The following is a 23,786-nucleotide window of genomic DNA, read 5'->3' on the forward strand; positions in this document are numbered from 1 at the left end:
GTCAGCCTGCTCCGTCTGCCCCTTCGGGCGGCTGCGGCACGCCGCGCAGCGGGAAGCGGCGCAGCTCGTCGTAGGCCATCACGGGCAGCGGCGGGTCGAAGCGCTCGGGGGCGTCGGCGTGGACGGCGCGCGCGGCCACGTCGTCGATCATGGAGCGCGTCACCAGGCCAAAGGCGGCGTTGCGCACGCGCCGGGGTGTGGCGTCCTCGGGGTGGAAGAAGACGTGGTCCTCCCCCTGCCCCTGGACCAGGTCCTTCAGCACCTGCGGGGACACGGCGGGCACCAGCGTCAGGCCCGCCGGCACGTAGATGCGTTCGGCCACCTCGCTGTAGAAGCGCCCCAGCGGCAGGCCCTCGATGCCCGTCGGGTCCAGCACGTAGATGTGCGTCTGTCCGATGGCCACGCGCAGCGCCGAGAGGGTCTTGGGGGGCAGCACGTAGAGCATGCGCGCCAGGTACTCGCGCTCCTCGATGGGAACCGCCGTGGCGTGCACGTTGCGGAAGGGCTCACTGGTCTGCGCGAGGCGCAGCGTGAGCGGCCGCGAGCCGGCGTTGCCCACCGGGATGGGCGGGCGCTCGCCGCGGGCCTCGACGTTGGGCTCGAGGGACGCGCGCACGAGCGAGCGCACCGGAGCGAACGCCGGGAGCGGGTCGAAGTGCAGCACCTCGTGGGCCGAGCCGAGCCCTGCGCTGGCCTTGCCGTCGGCCTGCTTGGCGTGGTGCGCGCCCGAGAGCAGGGTGAGGCCCGACTGGAACAGAGACGCGCACGAGTCGAGCGCGACGGGGTGGCGGAAGCCCACCTGCACGGCGACGCCGTTGGTGCTGGGCTCGTAGACGCGCACACCCGGCAGATCGCGCAGCAGGTGCAGGATGCGCTCGGGGGCCTCGACCAGGTCGAACAGGAACAGCCGCCGGGGCGCGTCGTCGAAGGCCGACTCGCTGGGCCACTCGGCGAAGCCCGCGCGAGCGTCCACCTGCCAGCGAAAGAGGTAGCCGATGAGCGCGTGGCCGATGCCCACCTCGGCGGTCACCCAGGCGCGCTCCACGGCCCGGCCGAGGCCCAGCGAGGCCACGCGGAAGGGCGCGAGGGTCAGCAGCAGGTCGCGGAACGGCAGCTCGCGCTCGATGGTGTAGGCCTGCTCGAAGGTGTCGTGGTAGAGCACCGCGTCTCCCTGCCGGTCCTGCAGGTCGAGCACGTCGTAGCCAAGGGGCGAGGCCGCGTCGCGGTACTGCACGAAGTGCCGCTGCGTGCCGGTGAAGAGCATGCCCCCCGCGAGCTTGGCCACGCTGGCCACGCGGTCCATGCGGTAGGACGACTCGGCGTCCAGGTAGAGCAGCAGCTCGCGCGTGCGGAGCGCCGTGGTCACCCGCCGGATGGCGAGCCCGCCCAGCAGCTCGTCGAGCGAGCCCTCGTCCGAGTAGGCCCGAAAGAAGGCCACCAGGCGGTCGAGGGAAGAGAACAGCACCACCCCCTTCTGCCCGAGCAAGACGCCGCGCGCGTCGGGCCCGACCCCCGGGGTGCGAAAGCGGTTCTGATGGAGCGCGACCTTTTCCAGCACAGCGCGGGAGGCTACCAGGGCGCGCCGGGGAATGCATCGCCGACCGCGGTCGCGAGGGCTACGGCTTCGCCGAGGCACCACGGAGGGGAAGCGGTCGACCCTGCGCACGGCAGGTCCGGTGTGACCGAGGGTCGCTCGACGCACGCACCGCTCCAACGCTTCGGTGGCGGCATCGACTACGCCTCGACAGCGGTACGATGGCGCATGTGCGGTACGCTCGCGCCATGCGTCGTGTCGCGCCCCTCGCCCTGTGCGTCTCCCTTCTGGCTTGCGGTCCCAAAGCGGAGGAGCCCTCCCAGAGACCCGTGACCGAGACCACGACGGGCGAGACGGCGGCCGCGAGCGAGAACGAAGCCAGCGCGCCGGAGGGCTCGGCCGCGGCTGAAGCGCCGGACGAGCCCGCGCTCACCCGCGAGGAGGCCGCGGAGAGGGTCCAGCGCTTCCGCGCGGCTTCGGACGCGGCGGCTGCGGCCGGCGCCCACGCGACGGACGCGGAGGCGCGCATCGGCATCGCGTCGACCTACGTGCGCTACGCGTCCGCTCATCCGAGCCAGAACGAATGCCTCCCGGACGAGCCGGAGGAGGCGCCGGCGCCCGGACAGGCGCGTCGCGTGCGGACCTTCCACGACGTTCGTCGGTCCGCGCGAGACGAAGCGCACACGGAGCTCGACTGCGCTGCGCAGCGCGGCGGCGACCCAGACGTCATCGCCGCACTCCGAGCGCGCCTCGACGCGCTGCGTGACGCCGCCGCGGCCTCCTGTCGCGAGCGCGGGCTTCTTCCGATGGAGGGGCACACCGCGCCGCTGATGGGCGTCCTCGGGGCCCCCCCGGACCCGTGTCAGCGCAATCTCGGGGCCGCGCTCGGCGGGGCGTCGTCGATGGAGCGTGTGCTCGGCATCGCGTCCACGGGCGACAGCGGCTTCGGGAGCGCGCTCGGCGGGCTCGGGACGACCGACCCGCACCCGTGAGCGGGCGGTGTGCGGGTCGGACGAGGGGTCTTCGAGCGCAACGCGCTGCGCCCCTGCTACGCCCTCGTGGCGGAGTTCATTCGCAGGAGAGGATGCGCAGGTAGAGGTCCGCCGAGGTCGCTCGGTAGTCGCTGAAGACGACGGCCGCGGATTGGTCTCCGACCGCGATGGTGGGGGTCACCGCCGCGCTCGTACCATCGGTGAGCTGCACGGACGACGCGGGCACCGAGTCATCGGCGGCGACGCGCTGGAAGCGCACCGAGTAGGCTTCCCCGGCCGCAGCCTGCTGCCATGTCGCGAAGGCGGTCGTGGCGCGCATGTCGAGCTGCGCGTTGCCTGCAGCTCCCCACGCGTCGGTGATGCGCACCGGGGTGGTCGACGTCGCGCCCGCGTCCACACGCGTGATGTAGATCTGCGTCGTCACGTCCAGCGGGTCGCGGTGCGTGTAGCCCAGGAAGAACCCCGTCGCGCCATCGTTCGTGACCGCCGGCGACCAGTTCCCGTCGTCGCGGGCCTGGACCAGCTGCGCGGTGGCCGGCACCCCCATGTCGTCGACGGGGGTGGCATAGAGACCTGGGGTGACGGGCACGCTCGCGGTGCGGTCCACGTTGTAGACGCCGAGCCCGCTCGTGCCATCGAGCAACACAGCGACCGCGTTGTGCTGCGAGTTGTTGTTCGCAGGCGACATGGCGGTGCCCATCCCGGTGAACGTGGCGGACGCGCTGAGCTGCGTCACGAACTTCTCGGTGCCGGAGAAGTACGACATCAGGGTCGTTCCGTTGTTGGAGTCGACGTTGATCCGCCGCACGGTGCGCGGCCCGGACATGGTCGCCGGCTGGGCCGTGGCCGTGCCGGCCGCCACCGTGACGTCCACCGTGTAGGTGTCCCAGAAGGTCATGTAGCCGGACTTGGTGAACGCGGAGAACACGACGTAGTAGCCGTCTGGCTTGTTGACGATGCGTGGCTCGATAGCGTTCCCGTGCCGCACCTGGTCGTCGTACAGCAGGTGCGCGCTGAGCAGCGTGCCCGTCGTGTCATAGCGCGCCAACCTCACCTGGCTGAAGTCGCTCATCGACGAGATGGACTCCGACTGGCGGTGATACCAGACGACCGCGTACTCCCCGAGGGTCGGGTTCCACGTGACCCTCGGATACAGCGCGCTCTCGCTGGACATGGCGACGTCGGTCACCTGGATCTCGCTGCCGATCAGCAGACTGCAGCAGTCGAGCTCCCCCGAGGCGCAGGACCCGTCCACCGCAAGGTCCGCTGGGTCCGCCGGGGTGAACATCGCCGTGGTGGTGTCCCAAGCGCTCGCGTCCCCGCACGTCACGGCCGGCGTCACCACGCGCGCCTCGACGCCACCCGTCGAGACGTACAGGGCGAGCAAGGCGTCGCCGTTGCCCGTCACGGTGAGGCCACGGGTCAGCACACCCACCCCGCTCGTCAGGAAGCGGGGCGCAGCCGTGGCCGGGTCGACGACCGCGAACTGCAGCGCTCCAGCGCCATCGTCGAAGCCTGCGACCGTCGTGCCGTCAGCGTAGCCAACGGATGGGACTTGCCCCGCCCCGTAGCTGACGGCCGCCGTGGTGGAGCCGTTCGCGGCGAAGCGGAGCACTTGCCCATCGCTGGTCCCGGCGGACGCGGCCAACGTGTATCCCGTCGCGGTCTCTACCAGCCCCGTCCCAACCGTCCTCCCGTCGAAGCGCGTCGGGAACGTGGTCGCGGCGCCGGTCGCGTCCAGCTTCAGGAAGCGCACCCCATCGCGCGTCTCCTCGTCGTCGTTGGTGGCGGTGTAGGCCAAGCTCAGCCCGCGCTGACCGGACTCCAGACGTACCCGCTGGACGAAGTCCTGTGGGTCGAAGCTGACGGTCTCCTCGCTCACGACCGCGCCGGCGCCGTCCAGGATGGCGACGACCGCCCTCGAGGTCTGCAGCGTCTCGTCACGAGCCGCGACCACGAGCGCATAGCCGGTCCCGAAGGGTGCGACGTCCAGCATCTCGTCGGTGATGGTCGACGCGATCGCCGCGCCGCCATCGTCGATGCCGCCGCTCGCGAGCGCCAACGGGGCCTCTGCCGCAAGCGCCGCGCCCGACGCGTCGACGCGTCGCATCATGATGCTCCCGATGCGAAGACTCCCCGCGCCGGGCACGCTCCACACCACCAGGCCCTCGTCGAGCGTCGCGTTGAACGCGATGTTGGGGCTCTGGCTCTTGTTGTTGAGGGCGACCCCACTCAGCACGGTCGATGCGCCGCTGAGCCCGCCCGTGAGGTCGAGCTTCTGGAGCGTGACGCCGGCGGTCGCCCCAGTGCGGTACACCACCAGCCAGCCATCTCCCACAGGGGCCGCTTCCATGCGGCCGAAGGGCGCCGCGGCGAGCACGCTGGTCGGTTCGCCGACGCTGAGGGAACAACAGGCCGCGCAGGTCGTGCCACCGCAGTCCACATCGGTCTCGTCGCCGTTCTGCATCCTGTCCGAGCACGTCGGACACGCGCTGCACATGGTCCCGCCGCAGTCCACGCCGTCCTCGTCCCCGTTCTGCGTCCCGTCCGTGCACGTCGGGCACACGCCACACACGGTGCCGCCGCAGTCGACCCCTGTCTCGTCCCCGTTCTGTGTCCCGTCCGTGCACGTCGGGCACGCGCCGCACACCGTCCCGCCGCAGTCCACCCCCGTCTCGTCCCCGTTCTGCGTCCCGTCCATGCACGTCGAGCACGCGCCGCAGACCGCGCCTCCGCAGTCCACCCCCGTCTCGTCCCCGTTCTGCATCCCGTCCGTGCAGGTCGGGCACGCGCCGCAGACCGCGCCTCCGCAGTCCACCCCCGTCTCGTCCCCGTTCTGCGTCCCGTCCGTGCACGTCGGGTCATCACCTGAGCCGCCACACGCTGGGATGAAGGTGGTGAAGAACGCGAGGAAGACGAGGAAGGCGAGGTTCCGGTGCATGCAACCTGACTACGCCCTTGTGCGGAAAGATACAACACCAGCAGCAGGTGGCTGTCGGCTCGTGTTGCTTCCCGACTCCCGCTGAGCGTCCATCGCGGCCGACCCCGACGCGCACTGGTTGCACCAGTGCGCCCTATCGGACAGCCTCGGGGCGCACATGGAGGTAGGACATGGACATCGCTGAACCAGACGCCCACGGCACACGCCGGCCCGGCAAGCCGCTTCAGCTGCGGGCCAGGCTCGCGAGCATCGGCATCCTCGCCCTCGGTGGCCTCCAGGTGCTCTTCGGCATGTTCTTGGCCAGCATACCGACGCAGGACGAGGTCGCCGAGATGTCGGACAGCGAGTACGACGCCCTGCAAGCGCGGATGGAGTGGCTCGGCAACGAGGCGCTGCTGACGCTCGTCGAGCTCGGGCTGAAGATGACCGCGGGCGTGCTGTTCTGGATGTGGATGTACCGCGCATACCAGAACCTGACGGCCCTCGAGCGCGCGCCCGAGCACGACGCGGCGCGCGCGGTGTGGTGCTGGTTCGTCCCCCTCGCGAACCTGGTGCTGCCCTATCAGATGATGGCCGAGATCTGGCGCAAGTCCGGCGCGCACATCGACGACCTCGAGGCCGACAGCACCGAGTGGAACAGCGGCCCGCCGACGCTCGTCGCGCTCTGGTGGGGCACGTGGTTGCTGGAGCGGGTGACGGGGACCATCGCCGGGCGCTCCGAATCGACGCTCACGTTCTACGCGATCGACGTCATGTTGGTCTGTGTGTCCGGCGCGCTCGCCATCGCGATGGTCCACGAGGTCACCCGACGCCAGGAGGCCGCCTTGCAGCGAGGACGGGTCGGCGCGCCGATGACGTTCTGATCCATCTGGGACGAACGCACGGTGTGACGTGTTGGCGGCGTTCGGCCGTGCGAGCGGGTTGCGCGCCTGCCTGGCATCGGCCAGCGTCGAAGATGGGACGACGAGAGCTACTGGAGGTGTTGGCGGCCGCAGTCGACGGGGGCGACTTGAACGCAGGCCTGCGGCTGGTCCGGCAGGTGGACCCGCTGACGCGCTTCGGCGTCGGCCGGCGGCTTGCGCACGCGTACGGCGCGGCCTCCGCGCGCACGACCTCCAACGACGAACGGCACGTGCTGCGCCTGGCTTACCTCGACACGGTAGGCGACGCCCCCGACGATCCCGACGACCTGGCGGCCGTTGCGGAGCGGTACCACACGCGGCGCGGCGCGGTGCCGGTGCGCGTGCCCCCGTGGCGCACCACGCAGCTGGCTGCGGCGCTGACCACTCTGCTGGCGGGCGGCGTAGTGGCGGCTTGGTTCCTGGTGCCACGCGCCTACGACGACCTGAGCCTGCTCGGGCCCGTGGTGGCGGACGCCTACGTGTCCGGTGGTCGTCCGGGCGAAGGGAGCGACGCGCAGCGGGAGGTGTTCGAACGGGCACTGCCAGAGCTGATGATCGCGCTCGACCGCGACCCCAACGGCGCGCGCCAGACCCTCGCAACACTGGTGGACGAGGCACAGGCGGCCGAGCTGCCCGACGCCGTGCTGAGCGCACTCGAAGCGTATGGTGCGGCCTGTGTGCGTGCACGCGCCCAGGGTGGAGAGGAGGCGGGCATGGCCCTGCTCGAGGCCGGCGCGGCCCTCAACGCCGTGCTCGCCACAGCGGAGCTCGGCTACTACGTGGACACCCAGGTGCGCATGGACCGCAGCGGGAACGTGCGCGTGTTCTTCGAGACGTTCGTGGTGCTCCACGTGGCGCCGTACCAGCTGGACGAGCACGCGGAGCGCGCGCTGCACATCCGGCGCCTCGACCACACCAACATCGCGCTGCTGACGCTCGGCTTCACCCGCGCCGAGGCCAACGAGGCGCTGGTGCAGGTGGACACCATCGAGGAGCACCTGGTGGCGCACGTGCTGCCCGCGCTCGCGCCCGACTCCCCCTTCCGCCTAGCGGAGCCACAGGTGCAGCGCAGCGCGGCGCTCACGCGCCTGGAGGCCACGGCCGGGGAGGCCGTGCGCGCCGAGCTGATGGCCGTGCTGGAGCCCGAGCCCGCCGTCACGCTTGGAAGCACGCTCGCCGCACGGCGCGCGCTGTTCGAGCGTTGGGAAGCGCTGGCGGCCAGCCGTGACGCGATCTTCCGCGCACCCACGACCTACCGGGTGGCCATGGAGACGCTCGAGCCACACCGCCTGTACCTCGACGGCTTCGGGGAGCTGCGCGAGCACGACGCTACATTGGGCGATCGTGCGGTCGTGCGTGCCTACCTCGCGGCGCGCGACGCGTTGGCCGGCGTGGTCGAGCGGCACGAGCTGCAGCACCGCTACGACTATCGCGCGGGCCTGCTGGACACGGTGCCTGCAGGGCTGACGGGGACGCTGCTGCGCATGGAGGCCGGCGCACCGCTGGAGGAGCGCGCCCGGGCGGTGGTGGCCGAGCTCTCGGCGTACACGGCGTCCATCGCGGAGAGCGAGACGCTGGCGCACACCGAGCTGCTGCTCTTGGGGCGGCACGTGCTCGGGCTGGGGGGCGCGCGACGCAACGAAGCCGACGCGGCCGGTTTCATGCTCGACGAGCTGTACGCCGCGCTGTTCCCCGGCGAGCCCGTCTCCGGGCGCACGCCCCTGCACCACGCGACCCGGCTCGAACGCCTGCTGCGCACCCCGTCCGACCAACTGCGAGCCACGCTGCGCGGGCTGTGGGAGCGCTGGTTCGGCCGGGCGTTGCCCAGCGCGCGACCCGTCGCGCGCCGCACCTCGGTCGAGTAGCGGCGCGACGAGCGTCACTGTTGGAGGCAGATGATCGCGAGCGGCGAGTCGCAGGTCGTACCGAAGGGTGAGGAGAAGAGGTTGCGTGAGGAGCGCCACGACCACCCACGGGCGATGGACACGCCGCTGTCGAAGTCGAACCCGCAGTCCTCGCCCGGGGCGCTGGTGGCGGTCCAGTCGACGGCTCCACCGAAGATGGCGCGCGTCGTGTACGTGGGGTCCATGACGGACTGCCCCAGGGGGGCATCTGGCAGGCCCCCGGCGAGGAACGCGGCGGGGTCGGAGATCGCCCGGACGCCGTCGCTTCTGAACCAAGGGCCGCCATCACTCACGAAGAAGTCGGCCGCGGCCCCCGACGTGCTGGAGACGAGCGCCAAGAACGTACCGCTGAGGCCGGCCCCGTCCGCTGCAGTCTGGCAAGCGGCGTCGAGGTGACCACGGCTCGTCGCGGTCGCGGCGACCGCGGTCGAGAACACGCGGCGCGCGGTGCTGGGTGGCTCAGGGAGCGCAGTGAGAGCTTCGTCGTAGTCGACCCCGAGGCACACGAGGCGCCCGCGTCTGCTGCAGAACGTTCCGAACCCAGACCCCCATTGTCGATCGGTAGCGTCGGCGAAGCCTCCCATCACCTGCCCCGTCGTCCCCGACCAGTCCGCACAGCTGTTGCCAGCCGAGTGGAAGCCGGTCGAGCCGGTGCCTGAGAACACGAGCAGATCGACATCGGTCGATGCTGTCGTCGCGACGTCGTCGCCATGCTCGTCGAGACGCGGAGGATAGAGCACCCTCCCCGCCACGAGCGCCGGACGGTCCACGGCGAAGGGCTCGCCATCGAGGCGCACCCAGCCGCTCGCTGCCGCGACCCGACCGAGCGCGTGGGAGGTGGAGTCGGAGACCCACGCCACATACGTCCTGCCTGCCAGCCGCGGGTCGCCCGCCTCCGCAGCCGCCTGACACAGCGCGTCCGCTCCGAGGGCGCTGCCGAGGTCGGACGCTGCGAAGTCGGCTGACGTCACGAACACGTAGTTGATGGGTGATGCCGAGCCAGCATCGACCCCCGAGTCAGCCCCACCCGCGTCGACCCCCGAGTCAGCCCCACCCGCGTCGACCCCTGCGTCTCCCACGCCGAGCTCCCCCCCGGCTCCCCCGTCGACGAGAGGGGACCCGGAATCGGCTTCTACGGACGCGTCCACGTCGCCCGAGCCGTGGTCCGGCGTGCCGCCAGCGTCCCGGACGCCTCCAGGCGCGTTGGAGCACCCTGCCGTCGAGGCGACCGCGAGCGCCGTCGTGAACGCCGCGATGAGTTGTGAGGGAACCTTGGCCATGGGACCTCCAATCGATCCGCGCCGCCGACCGTCGCGGGCATCGTGGAGGTGAGTGGCCGGCCGCGCGGAGATTCGTGAGCCCGGCCGACCCAGCCTCGAGTGAGGGTCAGCTCGCGCTCGCACCAAGCTCCACGGTCGCCGTACACGTGGCTTCCCCTCGTCCCGGAGCGTGGACGTCGATGGGATCCTCGATGAGCACGTCCTGACGCAATGCTGCGTAGTCGAGGGCGCTGTGGGCCACGTAGCGTACGTCCGTGAGCCCCATGGAGAACGCCTCGACCGGCCACCACACCTCTGCGAGGGGGCCGAGTTCGGGATAGCTCAACCCGAGCACGTCGCCGGGCACGGCGATGTTCCAGTGGTACCAACCATCGTCACCGAGAGCGCGTGTGCCGAAGGTGGCCATGTCGGCGGCGCCAGCGATCTCGCAGGCCGGGGTACCCGAGGCGTCGACACTGACGGTCGAGAGCGGCCACGGGACCGCCACGTCGAACGCGTCCATGAGCAGCACGGTGGCGTCGCGCTCGATGATCGTGAGCGAGCCCGACACCGGCACCTCGTCGCTGCGCACGCTCGTCTCGCGCAGCATCCACGTGGTGCTCAGCGCGAGCGTGAGCTCCCACTGGTCGGCCTCGAGCGCGGCCATACCCAGGGTGGCGTCGAGGCCCGCTCCGGCCGCGACGGACGTACGCACCGTGTCTACCGCCAAGCGCGACGCGCCACGAAAGCTGGTGACGGTGGCACGCGCCTGCCCTGGGTCCAGATTTCCAACGTGCAGCCGCACGCGCCCGAGCTCGTAGCGCCAGGCCTCGCCAGAGAGGTCCACCGGACTCGACCCCACGTCTGGGAGGTCGAGCGCCGTGACGTAGGCCAGGAGACGCGCGTCGTCGTCCTGCGCCGCCACGGTCGCGCTGATGCCGTCGCCGTCCAGACAGCGCGCGCTGACGCTGCTCGTGATCCGAGTGTTCCCGAGTTGTCCGAACGCCGTTCCGCACCCGACGTGCAGACGATACGCGCTGGTCGCCGCGGGCGGCATCGGGGGGAGCACGGCGCTCACCTCCACGCGCCCGAAGTCGGGCTCGCCGAACCGCAGCGTCTCGTCTGGTCGCACATCGGCGACCGTCGCGAGGAAGCGCGTAGAGCCATCGAACGCGAGCACCGTGACCATGGCACCAGGGGAGGGTGCGTCGATCCGCCCCTCGCCGTCGGGCGAAAGCGGCACCGTGGCGAGGAAGCGCCCGTCGGCGTCGTGATGCACCACGACGACGTCTTGGTAGGGCGTCGTGTCGACGGACACGGTGATGTGCGGAGGCGCGACGCCTCCATCGGGATGAAGGTCCGTCCCCGCGTCGCTGGTGGTCAGTGGGCCTGCATCCGGCCCGGCGGAGCCCGCGTCAGCGCACGCAGGAAGCGCCAGCGCAGCGGCGAGCAGGAGCGTCCTGCCAAGGGGAAGTGCGCGAAGAAGGGGGGAGATGGTTCGCATGATTGTGCCTCGTCAGTGGGCTGCGAGCAGCCGAGTGGGATTGCACCCGAGGTCTCGCCCCGAGCCCTCCTGATGTGGCGCCCTACCGTGAGAGACCGCGTGTGAGCCCGCGTGGAATCGGGTCTCGCGCGTACCGCGTGCGCACTGACGCGCGCTGGCCCCAACCCTCGCGACGGCGCGACCCCTCTCACGTCCGCCATGGAAACACCCAAGGCGTGCTGATACCGTGCGGCACATGACTCACAGCAGCGTGCTCTCAGCGTGGATGGTGGTGCTGACGATGGCGGTGGTGGGGTGCTCGGGTGGCGCGGCAGAGACCACGGCGAGCACGGGCGGAGAGGAGGCAACCCCCGAAGGCGAGGAGGCCGCCCCCGAAGGCGAGGAGGCCGCCCCCGAAGGCGAGGAGGCCGCAGCGGGAGGTTCCGACGAAGCCCGTGGGCCTGTGGCCGGCGGCTGGGGCGACGCCGACCTCGCCGACGTACGCGTGCGTCAGGCCGCCGACTTCGCCGTCGCCGAGCAGGCACGGCGCAGCGGCGCCACCATCGCGCTCGTCCGCATCGAGTGGGCCGCCCAGCAGGTCGTGTCCGGGATGAACTACCGCCTCGGGCTCCACGTGACGCGCAACGGCGCTGCAGAACAGGTGACCGCGCAGGTCTACTCGCAGCCGTGGAGCAACACCACGCAGCTCACCAGCTGGACGGTCGGCTTCACACGCTGACCGGTCTCGACCCAGCCAGAGATGTGCAGTGGACCCGCCTCGGACGTGCGCCATGAGCGAGACCAGGCCCCACGACCGTGGGCGTGGTAGCCCGCGCGCGCGTCGGGGGACGGAACGGAAGAGGGGCGCGTGCTGAGGGTCGACCAACTGCGCGAGCGCGCGCGCCGGAACCCGTCCGTAGCCCGCTATGGCGCGTAGGCGCCGGCGGCCGTCTCGTCGTAGTCCTCGTAGTCCTCGTCTGGCGCGGCGCCGCACTCGAGCATCGCGCGCTCCTCGGGAGCTCGCTCGACGTCCAGCAGCGGCGTGAGCGCGAGCTGCATGGACGGGAGCGGCACGCCGAATTGAGAGAAGTCGTTGTTGCCCCAGCAGAAGACGGCGCCAGCCGCCGTGCGGGCGCACGCATACTGGTTGGTCGCCTGGAGCTCGACGACGTCGGTCAGCCCCGCGATCGGCGCGTCCAGTCGGACGGTCCCCGATGCGATGGTCAGCGGGTACACCGCGCCGGCGCGTACCACCAAGAAGCCGCGCGTGTTGGCCGCCAGCTGGGTCACCCCGTCGATCTCCCCGGTCTGCGGGCTCGCGCCGTCCCAGCAGACGAGCTGTCCTGCGCGCCGAAGCACGCAGGTGCGCTCACCCGCGAGAGCCACCGCGCGGAGGTCGCTGAGGTCGGTGGTGGGCCCCGCGGGGCGGTTCGGATCGGGCGCTCCGAAGTCCCAGCAGCGCAGGCTGCCAGCACCCGTCACGGCACAGCCACGGCGGGACTCGAGGTGGGCCGTGGCGACATCCGTCAACCCCGCGACGGGCGTGAAGGGGTCGTCGGTGCGGGTGGGCGCCCAACACTGGAGCCCCCGGCCCGCGTCGATGAAGCACGCATGCGCGGGATGCGCGACGAGGTCGCGCGTGCCAGCCGCCGTGCGTGTGATGGTGCCGTCGCGCTCACAGCGCACGTTGCCGTCCGCGAAGCGCAGGCAGCGCTCGCTGTGCAGGGAGGCAATCGCCGTGATGTGCACGTCAGCGGGGCCGGGAAAGGTCCACCCAGCGGCGGCGGCGAGGTGGCCGCGGCCGTACGTCGCGTCCCCGAAGCAGCGCGTGCCCTGCGCGCCGTACACGCACAGAGCGCGCGCATGGAGCGCGAGGCTGGTCGCGGTGACGCCCGGCACCTGCGTGGCACCCATGCGATTGATGGTCAGCCCACGACCCGTGGGCCGGTGGTCGCCGGCGCACCGCACGGAGCCGTCGGAGAAGCGGGCGCACAGCAGCTGCGATGAGAGCGAAAGGTCGACCACGCCGTCGAGCGCCGGCACGTGGGTGGGCGTGTCCACGCGCTCGGTGTGACCGAGGGCCAGCTGTCCGACCTCGTTCTCTCCCCAGCAGAAGCTCCGCCCGTCCACCGTGCGCGCGCAGACGGTGGTCTCCGAGCCCACGAGGTCCACCGCGGCGAGGCCGGGGATGACGGTCGGCGGCTGGGGGTCCTCGTCGATGCGTCCGCGGCCCAGGTTGCCGTAGAGGTCCATGCCCCAGCAGCGCACCGACCGGTCGGCGCTGCGCGCGCAGGCAAAGCCATCACCGACCACGACCTGCACGGGGTCGGGGACGGGCACGTCCACCGTCCGCCCGTTCTCCGGGAGGTCGCCCTCTTCACCCACGCCGAGCACTTCACCCCAGCAGCGCAGGCGACCCTCCGTAAGCACACAGCCCATGTAGGGCCCCAGAGCGAGCCCGTGCGCGCCGTGGGCTACGTCGCGCAAACCGATGTCGTCGCTGTCGTCCAAGTTCAGCGGGAGCCCCCAGCAGGTCGCGACGCGCTCGGCCGTGATGGCGCAGCCGCCGTCGTCCACCATCGCGAGCTCGCGGATGCCACGCAGCTCACTGAATGTCTGAGGCCGACAGGTGCGCTCGTTCAAGCCCTCGATCTGCTCGTCCACGGACACACCCCAGCACAGCGCGCGTCCGCCACGCAGGCCGCACACCCCGAGCCCGGCGGGCACGGCCGCGCTGAAGCCGTCTCCGTAGGACACCCACCCGTCGGCCTCGTCGTCGTCGAGCGGGCTGATGGGGTGCTCGCCCCAGCAACGCAGGCGCCCCTCGTGCACGTCACACTGCACGTCGAAGCCCAGCTGAAGCCGGTGCTGGTAGCGTGGCGCGCCCGCCTGCACCGGGACCGCCACTGGCTGCCCGGCGCTGTGACACCCGACGAGGAGCAGACCGAGCGCGAGGAGCGAGAGCGCGAGAGCGCGATGGCGCGGCGTGCGAGACATGGTGCGGCGCAGGATAGCGCTTCCCCGCACGCTGCGGACCCACGCTGGGCGCTTGCCCGGGCAGAGCGCGCGTGATTTGCTGGGCGATGATGCACTCGAACGGTGGTACGCGGCGCGATCTGCGACGGTGGGGCTTCGGCCTCGCGTTGGGGGGTGTGCTGACGGCGCTGGGGGGGTGGGGCCAGGCGCAGCCAGGTGTCGACCCTCCGACGCACGATGGTGCGTCGGGAGAGGTCACGACGTCCGCGCTGGTCGCGCGACGCGCCGCTCCACGTGTCCTGCCCGTGACCCCCGACCGCACCGAGGTGCCGCCGCTCGCCGCGCTGGAGAGCGCGCTGGCGACCATGCGGCGCGAACCCATCGAAGCGGGACGCCCCGCGCTGGAGCACGCCGCCCTGTCCTTGGCGGCAGCGCGCACGGCAGAGACCAACGTGGAGCGCAGCGACGTACGGGGAGAGGCCGCGCAGGCCGCGAGCCTACAGGCGCGGCGCATTGCGTATGCCGCGCTGCGACTGGCCGAGGCGCAGCGCGGTCGCGAACGAGCCCGGCTGGCGCGTAACGAGGCTGCGCGGGTGCGCGCGAGCGCCGAGGCAGGTCGACGACTGGCCGCCGAGGCCCTGACGCGGGCGCGCGAGAACGCAGACTCTCGGCTTGGAGCGGCCACCCATGCCCCGGCGGCAGGGAGCGCGATCGAGGGCGCCGACGACCGCCCTGCGGAGGACGCAGGCGAAGGGGACGACGCCAGCGCCATACACGGCGCTGGGGCCTCGAACGGCGCACCCCGGGACCCCCGCGCGGAGACCCCGTCTCCATGAGGCGCGCAGCGAGCGGCAGCGTGACCATCGGGCGACGCGTTCACATCGTGCGGCCGCCTGCAGGCGCGGTTCCAGTCGGACCTGGGAACGAGCGCCACGTGCGCGGAAACGAGCGCCCCGCGCGCGGCGGCTGGCGTGCGGCCTGCGGGGCCTTGCTGGTGGCCCTCGGCGGCGCGGGCTGCGGCGGCGGTCCCCCGCCTCCGACGCAGTCGCTCGTCCCGTTGTTCGAAGGCAGCCGCGTCGAGTTGGCGCGCCAAGCGGCCCCCGAGCTCATGGCCCAGGCCGAGGCCGCCCGGGACGAGGCCGCGCGCAGCGAGCGCGAGGGGCAGACGGAGGACGCCGGCGAGCTCGCCACAGAGGCCCGGCTGTGGCTGGCGGCGGCGCTCGCGGAGGCCGACGCGCAGGCCTTGGATCGCGAACGCGCCAGCGACACGGAGGCTGCCGAGCGTGCGGCTGGCGCGACCCTGCAGCTCGAGCGCGAGCGAGAGGCGGTGGTCTCCGCGGACGCCGACGCGCAGGCCGCTCAGCTGGCCAGCGCCACGGCCCAGCGCGCGTTCGAGCACGCCGCAGGCTACGAAGCGCGACGGCTGCGACGCGACGATCCGGACACGCGCGCGCTGTACCGCGAGACCAGCCTGGCGCTCCAGCAACGCACCGCAGCGCTGCTCGCGGCCGCGCGGGCCATGGGGGCACCCACCGCCGACGTGGACCGACTGGAGCAGCAGCTGGCTACTTTGCGGACCGCCCCACGCGCGGAGCTGGTCGTGGCGGAGGCGGACGCGCTGCTGAGCGACGCCTCCGCGCTGCTCGGAGCCGCCCGCAGGGGTCACGGCGCCGACCCCAACGAGACAGCGGCCCTCATCGAAGCTGCTGGCGAGCGCGGTCTCCAAGCCACCCGCAGCGAGCGCGGCCTGCAGCTCCACGGGCGGCTCGTCGACCGCCCCGAGCGGGCCGCCCTCCAGCAACTGGCCGCGCTGCTCGCGGCACATCCGCGTGGGGTAGTCCAGATTCTCGTGCTCGGCCCCCGCGCCCGCACGGCTGCGCTGCGGAGGAAGGCCTCCGCCCTCCAAGCGGGGCTCGCGCGCGCCGGTGTCCCGGCTGAGCGGGTGACGGTGGTCGAGGTCTCGGCGGACATGGAGGAGCCTGGCCTCCGGCTGGCGCTGCCCGCCTACTGACGCCCCGCGTGATTTCGGGGTGGCGCGCGTTTTTTTCTGCTACGGTCCACTCCCATTCCGGGCCGCCCTGCGGTCCTGTCCCGCCCCCGAACACGAACCTGGAGTATCCATGGCCTGGGTCATTACGCGCCTTTGCCGCGACTGTGTCGATCAAGCTTGTGTAGACGTCTGCCCGGTGGAGTGCATCTACGCCTACACCGGTGACGACAGCAGCAAGTTCCCGAACCAGCTGTACATCCACCCCGAGGAGTGCATCGACTGCGGTGCGTGTGAGCCGGAGTGTCCGTGGGAGGCCATCTTCGAGGACGCGAGCGTGCCCGAAGTGTTCACCGCCGACACCGCCCACAACGCCAAGATCGTGGACGACATGGACAACTTCGAGGTGCCGAGCCGCGAAGACCATGACCAGCCCTCCCCCGACCAGGTGGCCGAGAACAAGGCCAAGTGGGGCTACGCCGGCTGAGCCTCTCAGCCTGTCGCGACCGAGCGCCCCGTAGCAGGCCAGCCTGAGCGGCGGGGCGCCCGCGACGCGCCGACTCAGCGCCGGTTCGTGGGGAACTCGAGGTGGAAGTGGGGCGGACGCCCTTCTTCCAGCAGGCGGACCCCACGCTGCCGCGCCACCACCTGTCGGAACGTGCGGCGCTCACGCGCGCTCATGTCACGGCTGCGGATGTCCACCGCCCCTGCGTGCAGATGCCGCGAAATGTAGAGCCCCCGTGCGACCTGGTCGCTGACCACGCGCGCCATGGCGGCGACGCACGGGGTGCGCCCGGCACGGCGCGCGCGCTGGTAGGCCTGCTCGATCTGTCGCGCCGCGTCGTAGTCCCGGTAGAGCCCCGTCAGGCGGCCGCCGTTGGCGAGCTTGTCGAACATCGCTCGCGCCTGCTCGAGCGGGGTGCGCGCGCCGCTCGTCACGTGGAAGGAGCGCCCCGCCGCTGTCCGGAACGCCTCGGCCAGCTGTGTGACCGACGCGCGCAGCGTGGCGCTGAGGACCACCTCGGGCTCCATGGTGAACGGCGAGGCCTGCGCCCGCGCGCGTGTCGCCTCGAAGGGTGCGGTGAGGGCCGCCCGCGACCACGCGACGTCCTCGGACTTCGCAAACCACGGCCGGGTCGCGGCGGAGCGTCCCTGGGGCGCGGAGGGACCAACGGCGCCGAGCACGAGCAAGGCGGCGCACCCCACGAGGGCGCGCGTCACTCGGGCGCGGAGCTGGGCTCGCGAGGCGGACACGCTGACGACCATATCAGCGTCATGAGGTGACTCGAAGTTCTCGGCAACCCGCGGACCCGCAGACCTCAGCGCAGCGGCTTGCGGAAGCGCACCTGGTAGGGCTCGAAGCCGAGGGCCGTGTGCGCCCGCACGCCGCTCTCGTTGAACGTCCAGGTGGCCGACTCGATCAGGTCGCAGCGCGTCTCACGGAACACGTCTTCGAGCGCCCCCAGCAGCGCCGCGCCCACGCCCTGACCCCGGACGGCGGGCTCGACGAACCAGTCCTCCACCACGCCACGGCGAGGGAGCAGCCGCTCCGGCTCCTCCTCGATGTGGCCCGTGATGTACCCCACCACGCGCCCTTCACGCTCCGCAACGAGCACCGCCGCGTTGGGGTGGTCGATCAGACCGTCGATGTCGTCACGCAGCACGCGCTCGAAGTCGCGGTACTCGAGCAGGGGCGCCACCTTCGGTGGCACGACGCTGCCATGGTGGTCGATGTACAGCGCGCGGTGCAGCGCACGCAGCGCGGCGCGGTCGGCGCGTGAGGCACGACGTAGGGTGGCCTGAGACACGGCTACGACATACTACGCGCGCAGCGACCGCGCCCGCAGGCGCACGTCGCGCTCCCGTCAGGGACCCTCGGGGCTGGCGAGGGTGAGCATGGGACGCAGCCTGCGGAAGGTCTTGCGACCGATGCCGCGGATGCGCATCAGCTCCTCGATCCGCCGGAAGGGCCGACGCTCGCGGTACGCCACGATGGCCTCCGCGCGCGCCGGGCCCACACCGGGGAGCCGCTGCAGCTCGGCCACCGTCGCCGTGTTGAGGTTCACGAGGATGGCGGGCGATCCGCTCTCCCCGCTCGCGCTCCCGCCGTCCGCCGCCTGCGCGCTCAGCGTCCCGGGGGAAGCACCGAGACAGCACGCGGCCACCAACGCACCCAGCACGCACGCGCGCCGCAGCACGCCGGCGTCCAGCCTGCGCCGCGTAGAAGGCCTCGGCGCGCTGAGCCGCACGGGGTCGCTCACTGCTCCACCGCCCGCTCGGCGTCCTGCTGCCGCTCCTCGAAGCTCTTGCTCTCGCGGATGTGCAGCTGCCCGTTGGTCGGCATGGCGTCGAGCTTGACGTGCAGGCTGCCGTCGCGGTTGACGAAGGCCGCGCCGATCTTGAGCCAGAACTTCTGGCCGTCGCGCTCGCGCTCGACGATGGTGTAGACCGTCTGGAAAGGCTTGCTGGTGCCCTCCTGGCGCGCGTCCTGCGCGCCCAGGTCGCCGCCAGCGGGCAGCGGCGCGGGACGCGACGAGTCGCGGCGGGAGGAGGAGCGGGTGGTGGTGGTCTGCGTCATGTTCTTCTCTCTGGTGTGGGGCCCATCGGGCCGTGGATGAACGCAGTCCTACGCAAGGTCGGGACCGCGCCCCGCGGCGCTGGATCACGGGTCGAACGATGCCCCCCCCCTGGCGTGACGCCACGCGGGGGGTGGCGACCGCCGGCCGCCGTCACGGCGCGCGACACCTCACGCGAAGTCCCGCAGTTCGTTCACGCGTTTGCGATCGCGGCGTGAGACCCCTATAGGACCTTCACCCCCTCGGACGAAGGCTTCGTACCGGAGGAGGGCAAGGAGTAACCACAGTTAGATGTATCGTTGCGAGCTGTCTCAGACCGTCCCCGAGTTGAAAGGGCGCAAGCCCCATGTCGTGCCTGCGGGCACACTGGCCGTGAAGGTCACCATCCGTACGCGGCCCACCGAGTACCCCAGCCGACCCAAGGCGAACAGCCTGCGCATCGGTCGGCGCGTGAAGCAGTTCGACGATCCCGGTGGGGCGGGCTACGAGATCGCCCAAGAGGTCCTCGCGTGCCGTGCGTGCGCGGCGGAGTTCGCGGCGCTGCGCCCCGAGGGCCCCGAGCGCGTGGCGCCTGCGCCCTCGCCCGAGGCCGGGCCAGTCGAGGCCTGACGGGCTACGGCGCTGACGGGCGCGGCGAGCCCGTCAGCAGGAAGGCCCGCGTCGCCAGGTAGGCGTCGGGAGTCGCCGTCGCGCTCATCAGACGCGTGACGGCGGCGGCCCCCGTCACCCCCAGCAGCCCGACCTTCACGCCCATCCCGTGCGCGCGCTCCATCAGCGCTTCGTCCACGACGTTGTGTGGCAGGAACAGCCAGCCCACACCAATGGCGCGTGCGGTCTGGAGCCAGAGCTGCGCCGCCTCGTTGGAGTCAGGCGCGCGCGTCAGGCCAATGGACACCCCACTGCCCTGCAGCTCGCCGACGAGCACCCCCGCCAGCACCGGGTCGTCGAGGGTCAGGGCCACGCGGTCTGGCGGCAGCTCGCGGAACGTCTGCACCACCGTCGTTAGCCACGGCCCACGCCGCTCGGGTCGCGTGGGCGCGTGCAGGGCAAAGTGAAACCGCATGGACGGGTGTCGGCGCAGCAGCTCCTGCACGGTGGGCGCCGGCCGCTGCATGGTCTCGAGCTGCTGCCGCGTCACGTCTTCGGTCGTCACCGGGAGCCCTTCACGCAGCTCGAACAGCTGGCTCGAGCCGATAGTGATCAGGTCGCGCTCGCTCGTCATGAACACATCGAGGGCGATGGCCTCGAAGCCCGCGTCGGCCGCGGCCTGCACCTCGGCGTGGGACTGGCGCAGCGGTCGCTCCCCGTCCACCACCGGCCCGTCGAGCAGCCCGCGGTCGGAGATGCGCTCGGGCTGGGTGACGGGGGGGCGCGCGTCATCACCGGCATCGGGGAGCGGGATGTAGCGCCGCCGCCGTCGCAGGTAGTTCTGGGTGGCCAGGTGCGAGAGCAGGTACTCGCGCACGCGCGGCCACTCGGGGTCGTCCTCGCTGAAGAGATCACGCTCGAGGCGTGGGTCGCGGGCGCGGTCGTGGATGCGCACCGTACGCGTGAGCGTGTTGTAGAGCCAGCGCGTGTCGCCGTCGTGGGCCACGAGGAACTGGCGCGAGTCCCCACCGAACGAGAGCGGCGCGCGGCGCGTGGGCCAGTCTCCATCGGCGAACAAGTCCCGGCCGAAGTAGCACCCGTGGCGGTGGTCACCGGTCAGCCCGAGGAGCGTGCGGGGCAGGTCGGTGTGCGCCCCCAGACGCGAGCTGCGCTCACGGAGCGCCGCCTCGCGCGGAGGCGTCAGCCCGGTGACGAACAGTGGGACGCGGAAGAACAGCTCGTGCCCCGTGCCGGTCGTAGGGGTCTCGGGGTCCTCCGGGAAGACCACCGGGCTCGGGTGGTCGCCCAGCACCAGCAGCACCGTGCCACGCGGTCGGGCCTCGCGTTGATACCAGGTGTAGAAGGCCTCGAACTGCTGGTCCGTGTCGGCCAAGCGCGCGCGCAACGACTCGAAGTCGGTCGCCGCCGGGCCCGCGAGCGCGGACTCCGCCGTGCGGCCGAGGTTGTGCATCACGGCGAAGCGCGGCGCCCGGTGCTCCCGCTCGGCGTCGAAGAACGCCGCGAGCTGCTCGTAGGTCGCCTGGTCCTCGCGCACCGGGGCAGCCCCCAGCGCGGGCGCGTCCACACGCTCGAACCCGACCATGCGCAGGTAGCTGCCGCGGAAGGTCCGGTCGTCCCGGACACCGTCGAAGAAGGCCGTCTCGTACCCCCGGGCCGCGAAGTCTCGGGCGACGCCGGGGAGGTACGGGAGGGCCGGGTCGCGCAGCAGCGGTGCCTCGGAGCTCGGGGGCTGCCCGCTGAGCACGGCGGGCAGCACGTCCTCGTCCACCTCGCCGGCCGCCATCACGTCGTCGAACAGCACCGCCTCGGTGCCGAGCCGCCGCAGCATGGGCATCACCGGCACGTTCGGGGCGGCGTCCAGCTGGAGCTCGCGCATGCCCACGTCGCGCAGCAGCACCACAATGACATCCGGCAGCGCCTCTCCCGCTGGGATGGGGGGCGGAGGCAGGGCGTCGAGGCAGTAGGGGTAGGCCGTGTCGGGCACGGGCTCCAGCGTGTCCCCCTGGTGCAGCACCGAGACCATCACGCGGATGTCGCCCGGCGGGCGCCCGTCGGTCGAGGGTTCGTCGTCTGCCAGGACCATCACGTCGTTAGGGCCGATGCGGCGCTGGTGGGCCTCGCCGTGGTCGTGCTCGTGGTGCTCGTGATCGTGGTCGTGCCGTGCAGGCGCCGGGTCCGCCGCAGGGGTCTCGCGCCCACCGGACTCGAGCGCCAGGTGCCAGAGTGGGTGGACGGCCCCCGCGTACAGCGCGTCGTAGGCACCCACGCTGGCCCCCACGTCCAGACACGCCAAGAGCCCGAGCGCCACGGCGTCGGCCACGCGCCCGGCGCGCTTCTCGTATCGGGCGGTGAGGCGCTGCGCGAGCGGCTGGAGGCCGGCCAGGAGCGCCGCCCCCAGCATCAAGCCCGCGCCGAGCGCGCGAGGCCCAGCGAGCTCGAGGTGTTCGCGGGTGACGGCCCCGGGCAGGCGCGGCGTGACCGCCACATGCAAGGCCAACACCACCATCGCGCAGACCCCGCTGACGGCGCGCGCGCCGAGCGAGCCTGGACGGCGCGCGGCAGGCAGGCCGATCACGCAGCCCAGCAACACGTCGAACGGGAGCGCGACGGTGGCGCCCGCGTAGTACGACGGGTCCGCGTTCGCGAGGCCCCCCGCAGGGCCCGCCAGCACCGTGCGCGCGAGGAGCGCCGCCAGGCCGTAGAGCAACCCGAAGGCGGCGAGGTGAGCGGCCCGCTGAGCGGGCGAGGAGTCGGTGGGTTCAGTCATCGAGCGAGCTCAAGCCAGGTCGGGAGGCGCGAAGGCCTCGGGGCGGAGGCGCAGCAAGCGCACCCCGCCGAAGATGGACACCAGCGCGAGGACCAGCAGCAAGGCCACCATGGGCCAGCGCATGGACTCGCGGCGCGCGTGCAGCTGCTCGTGCGTTCCGCGGTCCCCCACGTAGGTCCGCCGTGAGACCCCGTCCTGGGCGTCCAGGATGACGACGTCCCCGGGGCGCAAGGCGCGCACGCGAACGTGGAAGGGCGGGTTCAGCCGGCGCTCGGTGTCGAGCTCGCCCACCAGCGGCAGGTGACCGAGGGACATGACCTCGCGCGCTTCGTCGCGCTCCGGCGAGTCGAGGCGCCAGGCCGACGGCTCGTCGAGCCGCACGGAGACCACCTCGCCGGCGGCCGTGCGCACCGAGACCGTGGCCTCGCCGTAGTTGCCGCGGTGGTGCGGCGCGTTCGGCCCGGGTTGGTCCGCGACGCGCACCTCGGCGTAGAGGAATGGATCGCCCACGGGGGAGCGCGTCAGCGGCCCCGGCTCGAGCGTACCCTCTACGGCCCGCTCCGGTGGTGGCAGGGGGGGCTCGGCACCGTGCAGCGCCACGTCGCCGCCCAGCAGGGCGCAGCCGACGCCGACGGCGATCATCATCACGGCGCCTACGCGCGCGAAGGTCTGAGCGCGGGCGGCCATCAGAACAGCTCGCCCTGTGGCTCGGGGTCCGACGGCCCGCGGCGACGCTTTGGCATGGTCTTGTTGAGGTGTTCGTAGGCGTGCCGCGTGGCCACCCGCCCGCGCGCCGTGCGCGCGAGGTAGCCCTGCTGCAACAGGAAGGGCTCGTACACGTCCTCGAGGGTGTCACGCGGCTCGCTGAGCGCCGCGGCCAGCGTCTCGATGCCCACCGGACCTCCGTCGTAGTGGTCGATGATCACGCGCAGGAACTTGCGGTCCATCTCGTCCAGCCCCGCGTGGTCCACGTCGAGCCGGTCGAGGGACTCGCGCGCCGTGGCCAGATCGAGCACACCGTCCGTGAGCACCTCGGCGAAGTCGCGCGCGCGCCGCAGCAGGCGGTTGGCGATGCGCGGGGTCCCGCGGGCGCGGCGGGCCACCTCTTCGGACGCCTCGTGCGAGACCTCGACGCCCAACAGCCCGGCACTGCGACGAACGATGCGCGCCAGCTCCTCGGCGGCGTAGTAGTCGAGGCGCGCCGGGTAGCCGAAGCGCGTGCGCATGGGGTTGGTGAGCAGGCCGGTGCGCGTGGTGGCCGCCACGAGCGTGAACGGGTTCAGGTTGAGCGAGAGGGTCTGCGCGTAGGCCCCGTCGCCGTTCACGATGTCGATCCGGAAGTCCTCGACGGCGGTGTAGAGGTTCTCCTCGACCACCGCGCTCAGCCGATGGATCTCGTCGATGAACAGCACGTCGTTGGGCTCGAGCTTGGTCAGCAACGCGGCCAGCTGCCCCTTGTGCTCGATGGCAGGTCCAGACGCCATGTGCAGGCTCACCCCACGCTCCTCGGCGAGGATCATCGCGAGCGTGGTCTTGCCGAGGCCTGGGGGACCGCAGAACAACACGTGGTCCACCGGGTCCCCGCGCCGACGCGCCGCCTCGACCATGATGCGCAGGTTGTCCTTGATCTTCTCTTGACCCACGAAGTCGTCGAAGCGCGCAGGGCGCAGCGTGATCTCGTAGGGGCGCTCCTCGGCGCGCGGGCTCGCGTCGATCTCCCGCTCGGGGTCGTCGTGGGGGGCCTCGCGGCCTGGGTTTCCGGGGCGTGGGGACATCGGGAGGGGTGGAGTGTGCCGCCTCTGGCCGGTCGCGCCAACTCTGCGCCCGAGAACGTGGGCTCGCCCCTACAGGTGGTG

The 23,786-nt window shown here is 72.1% G+C and carries 20 protein-coding genes; 8 read left to right on the plus strand and 12 right to left on the minus strand.

The window, feature by feature from the left end:
- Nucleotide 1: 1 nt before the first annotated feature.
- Nucleotides 2-1,558, minus strand: a complete 1,557-nt coding sequence (locus H6726_19280) for a hypothetical protein (protein MCB9659800.1) — start codon at nt 1,556-1,558, stop codon at nt 2-4.
- Nucleotides 1,559-1,863: 305 nt separating this feature from the next.
- Between H6726_19280 and H6726_19285 the strand changes: the two genes are divergently transcribed.
- Nucleotides 1,864-2,526 carry a hypothetical protein gene (locus H6726_19285; GenBank protein MCB9659801.1) on the plus strand — a complete coding sequence of 221 codons (663 nt, stop codon included), beginning with the start codon at nt 1,864-1,866 and terminating at the stop codon, nt 2,524-2,526.
- 76 nt (nt 2,527-2,602) lie between these two features.
- Here the strand turns inward: H6726_19285 and H6726_19290 are convergent, their stop codons facing one another.
- Nucleotides 2,603-5,467, minus strand: coding sequence for a hypothetical protein (locus H6726_19290; GenBank protein ID MCB9659802.1), 2,865 nt, complete (start codon nt 5,465-5,467; stop codon nt 2,603-2,605).
- A 170-nt stretch (nt 5,468-5,637) separates the two neighbouring features.
- Here H6726_19290 and H6726_19295 point away from each other — a divergent pair, with 170 nt between their 5' ends.
- Nucleotides 5,638-6,330: a DUF4328 domain-containing protein gene (locus H6726_19295; GenBank protein ID MCB9659803.1), complete on the plus strand. Its 693-nt coding sequence runs from the start codon at nt 5,638-5,640 to the stop codon at nt 6,328-6,330.
- 92 nt (nt 6,331-6,422) lie between these two features.
- Nucleotides 6,423-8,234 (plus strand): hypothetical protein, encoded by a 1,812-nt coding sequence (locus H6726_19300; GenBank protein MCB9659804.1) that lies wholly within the window; start codon nt 6,423-6,425, stop codon nt 8,232-8,234.
- A 14-nt stretch (nt 8,235-8,248) separates the two neighbouring features.
- Here H6726_19300 and H6726_19305 read toward each other — a convergent pair whose 3' ends face one another.
- Complete coding sequence (locus tag H6726_19305) at nt 8,249-9,553, minus strand: hypothetical protein (GenBank protein ID MCB9659805.1); 1,305 nt, start codon at nt 9,551-9,553, stop codon at nt 8,249-8,251.
- A gap of 106 nt (nt 9,554-9,659) precedes the next feature.
- Nucleotides 9,660-11,036, minus strand: coding sequence for a hypothetical protein (locus tag H6726_19310; protein ID MCB9659806.1), 1,377 nt, complete (start codon nt 11,034-11,036; stop codon nt 9,660-9,662).
- A gap of 235 nt (nt 11,037-11,271) precedes the next feature.
- Here H6726_19310 and H6726_19315 point away from each other — a divergent pair, with 235 nt between their 5' ends.
- Nucleotides 11,272-11,754, plus strand: a complete 483-nt coding sequence (locus H6726_19315; GenBank protein MCB9659807.1) for a hypothetical protein — start codon at nt 11,272-11,274, stop codon at nt 11,752-11,754.
- 185 nt (nt 11,755-11,939) lie between these two features.
- Here the strand turns inward: H6726_19315 and H6726_19320 are convergent, their stop codons facing one another.
- The gene (locus H6726_19320) at nt 11,940-14,012 is read right to left on the minus strand and encodes a hypothetical protein (protein ID MCB9659808.1); all 2,073 of its coding nucleotides are present in this window, start codon (nt 14,010-14,012) and stop codon (nt 11,940-11,942) included.
- Nucleotides 14,013-14,098: 86 nt separating this feature from the next.
- Here H6726_19320 and H6726_19325 point away from each other — a divergent pair, with 86 nt between their 5' ends.
- The 3 genes from H6726_19325 (at nt 14,099) to H6726_19335 (ending at nt 16,465) form a co-directional block, all read left to right on the plus strand.
- The gene (locus H6726_19325) at nt 14,099-14,827 is read left to right on the plus strand and encodes a hypothetical protein (protein ID MCB9659809.1); all 729 of its coding nucleotides are present in this window, start codon (nt 14,099-14,101) and stop codon (nt 14,825-14,827) included.
- Nucleotides 14,824-16,002 (plus strand): hypothetical protein, encoded by a 1,179-nt coding sequence (locus H6726_19330; GenBank protein ID MCB9659810.1) that lies wholly within the window; start codon nt 14,824-14,826, stop codon nt 16,000-16,002. Before H6726_19325 ends, H6726_19330 begins: the two co-directional genes overlap by 4 nt.
- A 109-nt stretch (nt 16,003-16,111) precedes the next feature.
- Nucleotides 16,112-16,465 (plus strand): 4Fe-4S dicluster domain-containing protein, encoded by a 354-nt coding sequence (locus H6726_19335; GenBank protein ID MCB9659811.1) that lies wholly within the window; start codon nt 16,112-16,114, stop codon nt 16,463-16,465.
- 74 nt (nt 16,466-16,539) lie between these two features.
- Here H6726_19335 and H6726_19340 read toward each other — a convergent pair whose 3' ends face one another.
- From H6726_19340 to H6726_19355, 4 genes are all read right to left on the minus strand, one after another.
- Nucleotides 16,540-17,232: a hypothetical protein gene (locus tag H6726_19340; GenBank protein MCB9659812.1), complete on the minus strand. Its 693-nt coding sequence runs from the start codon at nt 17,230-17,232 to the stop codon at nt 16,540-16,542.
- A 65-nt stretch (nt 17,233-17,297) separates the two neighbouring features.
- A complete protein-coding gene (locus tag H6726_19345) occupies nt 17,298-17,786 on the minus strand; it encodes a GNAT family N-acetyltransferase (protein MCB9659813.1) in 489 nt (162 codons plus the stop codon).
- A 57-nt stretch (nt 17,787-17,843) separates the two neighbouring features.
- Nucleotides 17,844-18,239: a helix-hairpin-helix domain-containing protein gene (locus tag H6726_19350; protein MCB9659814.1), complete on the minus strand. Its 396-nt coding sequence runs from the start codon at nt 18,237-18,239 to the stop codon at nt 17,844-17,846.
- Complete coding sequence (locus H6726_19355; protein ID MCB9659815.1) at nt 18,236-18,556, minus strand: hypothetical protein; 321 nt, start codon at nt 18,554-18,556, stop codon at nt 18,236-18,238. Before H6726_19355 ends, H6726_19350 begins: the two co-directional genes overlap by 4 nt.
- 289 nt (nt 18,557-18,845) lie before the next feature.
- On the opposite strand from H6726_19355, the gene H6726_19360 reads away from it, so the two are divergent.
- Nucleotides 18,846-19,163, plus strand: coding sequence for a hypothetical protein (locus H6726_19360; GenBank protein MCB9659816.1), 318 nt, complete (start codon nt 18,846-18,848; stop codon nt 19,161-19,163).
- Nucleotides 19,164-19,167: 4 nt separating this feature from the next.
- Here H6726_19360 and H6726_19365 read toward each other — a convergent pair whose 3' ends face one another.
- The 3 genes from H6726_19365 to ruvB are packed head-to-tail and all read right to left on the minus strand — an operon-like array spanning nt 19,168 to nt 23,705.
- On the minus strand, nt 19,168-21,930 hold the full coding sequence (locus H6726_19365; protein MCB9659817.1) for a sulfatase-like hydrolase/transferase: 2,763 nt from the start codon (nt 21,928-21,930) through the stop codon (nt 19,168-19,170).
- 9 nt (nt 21,931-21,939) lie between these two features.
- The gene (locus H6726_19370; GenBank protein MCB9659818.1) at nt 21,940-22,617 is read right to left on the minus strand and encodes a hypothetical protein; all 678 of its coding nucleotides are present in this window, start codon (nt 22,615-22,617) and stop codon (nt 21,940-21,942) included.
- Nucleotides 22,617-23,705 carry a Holliday junction branch migration DNA helicase RuvB gene (gene ruvB, locus H6726_19375; GenBank protein MCB9659819.1) on the minus strand — a complete coding sequence of 363 codons (1,089 nt, stop codon included), beginning with the start codon at nt 23,703-23,705 and terminating at the stop codon, nt 22,617-22,619. The genes H6726_19370 and ruvB overlap by 1 nt, the downstream gene beginning before the upstream one ends.
- Nucleotides 23,706-23,786 lie beyond the last annotated feature (81 nt).

The sequence above is a fragment of the Sandaracinaceae bacterium genome (assembly GCA_020633055.1).
Lineage (GTDB): Bacteria > Myxococcota_A > Polyangia > Polyangiales > Houyiibacteriaceae > JADJJE01.